Source organism: Xanthobacter sp. BG11Y11_SDJG, assembly GCF_057364445.1.
Window position 1 is genome coordinate 1 of record NZ_JBNFNU010000205.1, and the last position, 7,413, is coordinate 7,413.

Consider the following 7,413-nt stretch of genomic DNA (forward strand, 5'->3'; position numbering starts at 1 on the left):
GGCGGTCGCCCTGACACCGGGCCTGAGGGGCGCGCGGGCCGGCCGGTTCAACGGCCGGCCGCGCTGCTGCGGAGCGGTGCCCATCTTATGACGCGCGCCGCTCCAGCGCGCCCGGCCGCGCCGGCAGAACGAGGCCGAAATGGCGCTTCAGGACATAAGCGATGTCCTCGTAGCAGGAGCCGAAGCGCACCACCTCCAGCGTCTCCACGTTCAGCAGCGTGGAGGACGAGCCGTAGGGATGGAAGCGCTGCAGCCCGTGGTCGATCACCAAATCTGCGATGGCGAGGATCTCGTCCTCGATGTCCTCCACCTTGAACTTGGTGCCGCCGAGCGTGAGGTTCGCCGAGGAGCCGAACAGCGGGAACTGCGCCTCGAAGGACAGCTTGGTCAGCGCCGCGTGGAACGGCCCGGCGTTCAGCAGCATCACGAGCGTGCCTTCCTTGGTGCTCGCGCCCATCACCTCGATATCGAGGCCGGCCATCATGGGGTGGTCGGCCCGGAACGGCGCGATGCAGCCGAGCGGCAGATCGTAGTCGCCGGTGATGGCGGCGACGATCTCCGCCCCGCGCGAGCTGGTCACATGCAGCGCGCGGTGCGCCTCAAGGCTCGCCACCATGGCGTTGAGCTTCTGCGGCGCGCGCTTCTTGGTGCGGAAGATGGTGTCGAGCGCCGCCTTGGAGCCGCCGAGGATGGAATAGCCGATGGTGTTGGGCACCACGGCGATGCCACCCGTGCGCAGCACCTCGAAGGCGCGGGCGGCATCGCCCGCGATGTCGTAGAGGGGAGCGCCCGACATGATCCGCGCCCCGCTCAGGCCGCGACGGCGCCGGGCGGGCCGGCAGCTCGATCTGGAAATGGCGGCGTAGGATGTCGGCAATCTGCTCGAAGCACACGCCGTAGCGATGCACCTGGAAGCTCTTCAGATCGATGATGGTGGAGGAGATGCCTTCCGGGTTGGCATAGCGCGACAGGCCGTAATCCACCTCGATGGCGGCGATGTCGCGCACCTCGCGGTCCACGTCCTGGAGGCGATACTTGGAGCCCGTCAGCGAGCGGTTGGCGGACGAGCCGAGCACCGGGCGCATGCGCTGGCGCGACAGCTCGGTGATCGCCTTGTGGAGCGGGCCGGCATTCAGCAGCAGGTCGAGCGTGCCGATCTTGGTGGAGCGCTCCATGGTGAATTCGTCCACCGAGGCGAAGATCGGATGGTCGGCGCGGAACGGCGCCACCACGGAGAGCGGCAGGCCGTAATCCTCGGTCACGGCGCGCACCAGCGTGCGCTCGCGCTCGCCGACGATGTGCAGTTCGGAGAAGATCTCGTAGTCCGCCATCATGCCGTTGGGCTTGGAGAAGCTGCGGCCCTTGGCGGTGAAGATGTTCTTGATCGCCTCGCCGCAGCCGCCGAACACGGCATAGGCCACATCGAGGGGAACGATGGCGACGCCGCCCTGGTCGAGCACGTCGAACACCGCTTCGGCATCTTTCCTCGGGTCAAGCACGACCATCTTCGTCTCCTCGAAATGTCGGTGAAAGGTCACTTGCTCCAGGGCGCGAGCCAGGAGCGCAAGGCGATGAGCAGGATGCGGAAGATCACCGTGGCGACGACGATGATGACCAGCAGCGCCACCACGCCGGTGGTGTCGAAGCCCATGGAGGCCGCCGAGATCAGGTGGCCGAGGCCGGACGTCGAGCTGATGAACTCGCAGATGATGACGCCGATCAGGCACAGGCCGATGGCGAGGTCGACCGCGGCCCACATCCAGGTCACGAGGCTCGGCCCCGTCACCATCGCGAAGGTCTGCCAGCGGCCGGCGCCCATGAGCAGGAAGTGCCTCCGCAGCATGGGATCGATCTGCCGCATGCCCTCCAGCACGTTGGTTGTGAACACGAACAGCGCGATGGACACGGCGAGCGCGACCTTGGCGGTGATGCCGACGCCGAGGAACAGCACGATCAGCGGGCCGAAGGCGACGCGCGGAATGCCGTTGATGGCGACGAGCAGCGGGTTGAGCGTCGCCTCCAGCAGCGGCCAGCGATAGAGCGCCATGCCGAGCGCGAGGCCGGCGACGGCCGAGAGCACCAGGGCGATCACCGCCGCCCCGAGCGTGTCGAAGAGGTGCGGCCAGATCATGCCGCTGGCGAACATCTCGTAGAGCCGCCGCCCCACCAGGACCGGCGAGGACATGGACGCCGCTTCCATCCAACCCGCCGACACGGCGAGCTGCCACAGCGCGAGGACGGCGGCGATCAGCAGCAGGCGCGAGGCCGAGAGGCCGAGACCGAAGCGCATCTTCGTCATGGGAGCCTTCCGCTGCGAGGACACGGACATGACGCTCATCGCGAGGCCTCCCACGGCGAGAGCCGGCGTTGGCCCCAGCGCAGCAGTCCATCGAGCGCGAGGGCCAGCACCCCGAGAACGATGATGCCCACATAGCACCAGGCCACGTTGAAGGTGCCGAAGCCGTACTGGATGATGAAGCCGACGCCGCCGCGCGCGGCCACGAACTCGCCCACCACCACGGCGGTGAGCGCGAGGCCGAGCGAGATGCGCAGCGCGCCGTAGTGCCAGCGGGCGAGCTGCGGCAGCATCAGCATCTTCAGCATCTGCCAGCGCGAGGCGCCCATGAGGCGCAGGTTGGAGCGCACCACCGGGTCGATGCCCTTGAGGCCGGCCACCGTGTTGAACAGGAACACGAACACGACGATGGTCACGGCCAGCGCCGCCTTCGAGGCGATGCCGATGCCGAGCGCCGCCGCGAAGGCCGGGGCGAGCGCGATCTTCGGCAGCGCGTTCAGCGCCGACCAGATGGGATCGAACAGCTTCTCCAGCCAGTCCGACAGGCTCATGAGGATGCCGAGCGCGGTGCCGATGGCGGCGCCGATGGCGAGGCCGATGAGCGTGGCGCTCACCGTGAGCCAGACATGGTTGAGAAGCTGGCCGTTGAGCGAAAGCTTCCAGAACAGCGTGCCGATGGCCGAGGGGGTCGAGAACCAGAAGGTCGGGCTCTCGATGAAGGCGTTCATCCAGCCGTTGCCGGTGCCGGTCTCCCAGGCGACCAGGAAGGCCGCCACGGCGGCGAGCTGGATGTAGCGCGCGGTGCGGCGGGTGCTTTGGGAAGCGAGCGTGGTCATAGGGCGAGAGTCCGGCCGACTTCGGCGCGCAGCGAGGTGGAGAGGGTGCGCAGGGTCGGCTGGAAGCCGTCCGCGAACTTCGCCTCGTCCACGGTGCGCGGGCGCGGCAACGGCACGTCCAGCACCTCCTTCACGGTGCCCGGATGGGCGGTGAGGATCACCACCCGGTCGCACATGCAGATCGCCTCCTCCAGGTCGTGGGTGACGAACAGCACGGTCTTGCGGTTCTCGCCCCACAGGCGGAGGAAGTCGTCCTCGATGATGGTGCGCGTCTGCGCATCGAGGGCGCCGAACGGCTCGTCCATGAGGATCACCGGCGGATCGAAGGCGAGCAGCACGGCGAGCTGCACGCGCCGGCGCATGCCGCCGGAGAGCTGGCTCGGATAGCGGTCGGTGAAGCGGCCGAGGCCCACCTTATGGAGCACCTCGTTCGCCCGCGCCGGCCACTCGGCCTTGGGCACGCCCTTCAGTTCGAGGGCGGCGCAGACATTGCCGTAGGCGGTGCGCCACGGCAGCAGGCTGTCCTTCTGGAACAGGTAGCCCACCTCGCCGGGCACCACGCCGGTGACGGCGTGGCCGTTGAAGAGCAGTTCCCCCGACGCCACCGGGATGAGCCCGGCGACGGCGTCGAGGAAGGTGGTCTTCCCGCACCCGGAGGGTCCGACGATGCCGACGAACTCGCCTTCCGCGACGTGGAGGGAGAAATCCTCCAAAGCGACGAAGCCGTTGCCGTGGCGGATGGTGATCCGGGAGGCGGAAATCAGCGGCCGTGACATGTGATCGGACCCTCTTGCGTTCAAAACGCCCGGTGCTCAGTAGGCCTTGACCGGCGGCGCCTTCCAGGAGCGCCACAGATCCTCGAAGCCGGGCGGCACCACCTCGGCCATGGCGAAGTTCTTGGTGGTGACGCCGGCGAACTTGCCGTACTCGACCACGTTGGCGAGGCTCTGGGCGCTCATCACCGGCGAGAACGAGGCGAGATGCTCGTTGAGGCTGCGCCGCAGCACCTCCTTGGCGACACCAGGGAACATGGCCTGGTAGACGTCCAGCACCCGCGGATCGCCCTGAAGGATGACGTCGATGGCCTTGGTGTTGGCGCGGTTGATGTTCTTCGCCGTCTCGAGATTCTTGTCGATCCAGGCGCCTTGGCTGCGAGGCACTCCATGGCGAAGTCCTGGAAGATCGCGGGCGGATCGCCGGCGGGACCGCTCCAGACCGGATAGGCGATCTTCTTCTCGTACTTCAGGATCGACTGGGCGGGATCGAACGCCATCAGCACGTCGATCTGGCCTTCGGTGAAGGCCTTCACCTGGGTCGCCGGGCTGCCGACCGCGACGAAGGAGACGTCGGTGTCCGGGTCGAGACCGGCCGAGCGCAGGACGTAGCGCGAGGACACGTGGCTGCCCGAGCCCATGCCCGACACGCCGATGGTCATGCCCTTCAAGTCCTTGACGGACTTGACCTTGTCCTTGTGCTTGATGTTGACGATCAATTCGGTGATGTAGCGCTGCTCCTGCACCGCGATCACCTTCACGTCGAGCCCGGTCTCGCGCAGCTTGAGCATGTGCTCGACGCCGGCATTGGCGATGTCGGCGGCGCCGGTGAGCAAGAGTTGGGTGATCTCGGAGCCGCCGCGCGCGATCACGAACTCCACGTCGACGCGGAAAATCCTTGAAGATGCCGAGGTCCCGGGCGACCCAGGTGGGGAACAGGATGATGCTCGGCAAAGTGGCGATCTTCACCTTGGCGCCCTGCGCGATGGCGGTGCCGCCGAGGCCCGCGCTCGCCGCGAGGCCCGCCGCTCCGGCCAGAAGAGCGCGCCTGTTCAATCCGTTAGCCATTTGATCCTCCCTCTTGCCCCGGACCTGTCGCCGCGGGGACTTTATTGGGGGAGGGTGCGCCCCGGACCGCCGAAGCGCGGCCCCGCCGGACGACCTCCCATTTCCACCGCCGGATGAGCGATCACCCGGGGCGTACGAGAAGATGTCCGGTCAAATACCGTTCCCGGCAGGCAGCGCCCAACCACCGGCAGCCGCGGCGCGAATTGCGCCCTGCAGCACGGATGACTGGGCTTCGAGCTTGGGGCAAGCATCCTGCGTCATGGTCGTTCTCCCGGATTATTATTCTTATTGTCCGGACAACATAGACCATGAGTCCCGGCTGTCAACAGGCCGCGTCAGAGGTCACGCGTCCTGTCCCGGCCAATCCCCGCGGCGAATGGACATGACATAGGAGAACCGGTCGGCGGGATGCCAGTTGAGCGAGGTGAGCATGATGCCGCCGCTGGCATCCAAATATCGCCTGACAAAGCGCATGGCGGGCGCGCCGGGCCGCACGTTCAGCGGCTTGGCGATGGCGGCGGGCAGCGCGCAGGCGGTGATCTCCTGGATCGCCTCGGCGATGGTCTCGCCCGAGCGCGCCTCCACCAATGCATAGATCGGCCCTTCGGCGTCGCTCACGTCGGCCAGGAGCGGCGCGAAGCGCACGTGGATATAGACCGTGGTGTAGCTGATGGTCTCGGTCCGCTCCGGCGTCCAGCGCACGCCCCGCAGGCGCATCCAGCGGCTGCCGACGGGCGCCTTGAGCACCAGCGCCTCCTCGTCGTCTATGGCGTAAATCCCTGATTCCGTTATCTCCAGGTGGGTGTCCCGGGCATATTGGAAGAATTCCGCCAGGGTCCGCATGGTGTGGGAATAGGAGGTGCGGGGCGCCGCCGCGACCACCCGCGAGCCCGCCCCCTGGCGGCGCTCGACCATGCCCAGCTCCACCAGCGTCCGCAGGGCCTCGCGGATGGTGTAGCGGCTGGCGCCGAAGCTGGCGCACAGCGCCGCCTCGGTGGGCAGCAGCGTCCCCACGGGATAGCGCCCCACCGAGATGGCGGTCTCCAGCTGCCGGGCGATCTGGCGGTAGCGCGCGGGATCCTCCTCCCCGCGCGCGGCCCGTGCGCGGGGCGCGGCCGGCACCGGCTCCGGCGGGACGTCATGCGCTGTCCCGGTCAAATCCCGGCGTGTCCTCATCCTCGGTCCCGCTTGTCTGGCTTCGGTCCTGCACCCTAGCGCGACAGCGGATACAAATCGATACTTGTCCGGTCAATTTTGGATTTGTCTGCCACTAGCCCCAGATGTGCGGATGATTGGGCCCGGGACCGTCAGGATCGCGGCGGCGGGACCGGCGCCTCGCCTTCCACCTCGCCGCGGCGCTGGAGCCAGAGCATCACCAGCCAGGAGGCCGAGGCCCAGGCCGCGCCCACCGCCCAGCCGCCGAGCACGTCGGTGGGCCAGTGGACGCCGAGATAGATCCGGCTCGCCCCCACCAGCACGGTCACGAGCACGGCGACGCCGATGAGGAACGCCTTCACCCGCACCCGCTCCTGGCTGCGGGCGAGCAGCGCCCCGAGGGTCAGGTAGATCGCCGCCGAGAGCATGGCGTGGCTGGAGGGAAAGCTCTGGCTGTAGACCGCGACGCCGTGCGGCACGAGGTCGGGCCGCGGCCGGTCGAAACCCCATTTGAGCAGGCCGGAAAGCACCGTGGCGCCGAGCACCGAGGTGGCCACCAGCAGCGCCGTGGCGCGCCGGCGCACCAGCAGCAGATAGGCGATCACGCCCACCGTCACCAGCGCCAGAACCGTGGTGCCCCCGAGCGCGGTCAGGTCGCGCATCACCTCCTCGAACCATGTCGGCCCGAGCGGATCGGCGAGATCGCCGGGATTGCGCAGCGCCAGGAGGATGGCGCGGTCGAGCCGGCCGGTGTCGCCCTCCAGCACCTCGCCCGCCAGCACGGCGAAGCCATAGAGCGCCAAGGCGGCGACGGCGACCACGGCGAGGGTCACGGGTTCGAGGCGCGCCACCGGCGCGAGGCGCGGCCCAGCGGGCTCGCCGCCAGCCAGTCCCAGGCGCGGGCGAGCGCGGGTCCGGCGAGCGGGATGGCGATGAGGCGGGACAGCCGGCTGTCGTCGGAAGGCATGGCGCCAGGATTGGCCGGTTTGTGCCGCAGCGTCAATGCCATGGGCCCTCCGGTCAAGCCGGAGGGCGACGGCCGGAGAGAACCGCCGCCTCGCGTCCCGGCCGACTGGAGCGTCAGCGGAAGGAGAGCCAGAACGTAAGCGCAAAAGCTGCGCCGGAGGCGGCTTTGTAGGTGTTTAGCGATGCGCCAGAGGTTTTGCCCGCTGCGCTCGAGTCTCCCCTGGACCCCGGCTCGGCGCTCCGGCTGCGCCGTCGCTTGGCCGGGGAGCGGTGCCGGCTGCGCCGTCGCTGGGCCGGGGGAGCAGGCGTCGGCTGCGCC

General features: G+C 68.6%; 11 protein-coding genes. 1 reads left to right on the forward strand and 10 read right to left on the reverse strand.

The features are described from left to right. Nucleotides 1-85: 85 nt before the first annotated feature. Genes AC2W7M_RS15850 through AC2W7M_RS15880 form a run of 7 tightly spaced genes read right to left on the reverse strand, consistent with a single transcriptional unit; the run spans nucleotide 86 to nucleotide 4,786 of the window. Nucleotides 86-718, reverse strand: a complete 633-nt coding sequence (locus AC2W7M_RS15850; RefSeq protein WP_486133181.1) for a hypothetical protein — start codon at nucleotides 716-718, stop codon at nucleotides 86-88. Continuing rightward, nucleotides 600-1,505, reverse strand: coding sequence for a Sua5/YciO/YrdC/YwlC family protein (locus AC2W7M_RS15855; RefSeq protein ID WP_486133182.1), 906 nt, complete (start codon nucleotides 1,503-1,505; stop codon nucleotides 600-602). Before AC2W7M_RS15855 ends, AC2W7M_RS15850 begins: the two co-directional genes overlap by 119 nt. 29 nt (nucleotides 1,506-1,534) lie before the next feature. Further along, nucleotides 1,535-2,299 (reverse strand): ABC transporter permease, encoded by a 765-nt coding sequence (locus AC2W7M_RS15860; RefSeq protein WP_486133183.1) that lies wholly within the window; start codon nucleotides 2,297-2,299, stop codon nucleotides 1,535-1,537. Between the two features lie 35 nt (nucleotides 2,300-2,334). Beyond that, nucleotides 2,335-3,132 carry an ABC transporter permease gene (locus AC2W7M_RS15865; RefSeq protein WP_486133184.1) on the reverse strand — a complete coding sequence of 266 codons (798 nt, stop codon included), beginning with the start codon at nucleotides 3,130-3,132 and terminating at the stop codon, nucleotides 2,335-2,337. Further along, nucleotides 3,129-3,908 (reverse strand): ABC transporter ATP-binding protein, encoded by a 780-nt coding sequence (locus tag AC2W7M_RS15870; RefSeq protein ID WP_486133185.1) that lies wholly within the window; start codon nucleotides 3,906-3,908, stop codon nucleotides 3,129-3,131. The genes AC2W7M_RS15865 and AC2W7M_RS15870 overlap by 4 nt, the downstream gene beginning before the upstream one ends. A 36-nt stretch (nucleotides 3,909-3,944) precedes the next feature. Continuing rightward, entirely contained in the window at nucleotides 3,945-4,139 is a 195-nt protein-coding gene (locus AC2W7M_RS15875) for a hypothetical protein (protein WP_486133186.1), read from the reverse strand. Beyond that, the gene (locus AC2W7M_RS15880; RefSeq protein WP_486133187.1) at nucleotides 4,091-4,786 is read right to left on the reverse strand and encodes an ABC transporter substrate-binding protein; all 696 of its coding nucleotides are present in this window, start codon (nucleotides 4,784-4,786) and stop codon (nucleotides 4,091-4,093) included. Before AC2W7M_RS15880 ends, AC2W7M_RS15875 begins: the two co-directional genes overlap by 49 nt. Before the next feature lie 59 nt (nucleotides 4,787-4,845). On the opposite strand from AC2W7M_RS15880, the gene AC2W7M_RS15885 reads away from it, so the two are divergent. Further along, nucleotides 4,846-4,977, forward strand: coding sequence for a hypothetical protein (locus AC2W7M_RS15885; RefSeq protein ID WP_486133188.1), 132 nt, complete (start codon nucleotides 4,846-4,848; stop codon nucleotides 4,975-4,977). Between the two features lie 338 nt (nucleotides 4,978-5,315). Here AC2W7M_RS15885 and AC2W7M_RS15890 read toward each other — a convergent pair whose 3' ends face one another. The 3 genes from AC2W7M_RS15890 to AC2W7M_RS15900 form a co-directional block, all read right to left on the reverse strand. Further along, nucleotides 5,316-6,095, reverse strand: coding sequence for a GntR family transcriptional regulator (locus tag AC2W7M_RS15890; protein ID WP_486133189.1), 780 nt, complete (start codon nucleotides 6,093-6,095; stop codon nucleotides 5,316-5,318). Between the two features lie 185 nt (nucleotides 6,096-6,280). Beyond that, entirely contained in the window at nucleotides 6,281-6,961 is a 681-nt protein-coding gene (locus tag AC2W7M_RS15895) for a phosphatase PAP2 family protein (RefSeq protein ID WP_486133190.1), read from the reverse strand. Continuing rightward, nucleotides 6,958-7,137, reverse strand: a complete 180-nt coding sequence (locus tag AC2W7M_RS15900) for a hypothetical protein (protein WP_486133191.1) — start codon at nucleotides 7,135-7,137, stop codon at nucleotides 6,958-6,960. Before AC2W7M_RS15900 ends, AC2W7M_RS15895 begins: the two co-directional genes overlap by 4 nt. Between the last annotated feature and the right edge of the window lie 276 nt (nucleotides 7,138-7,413).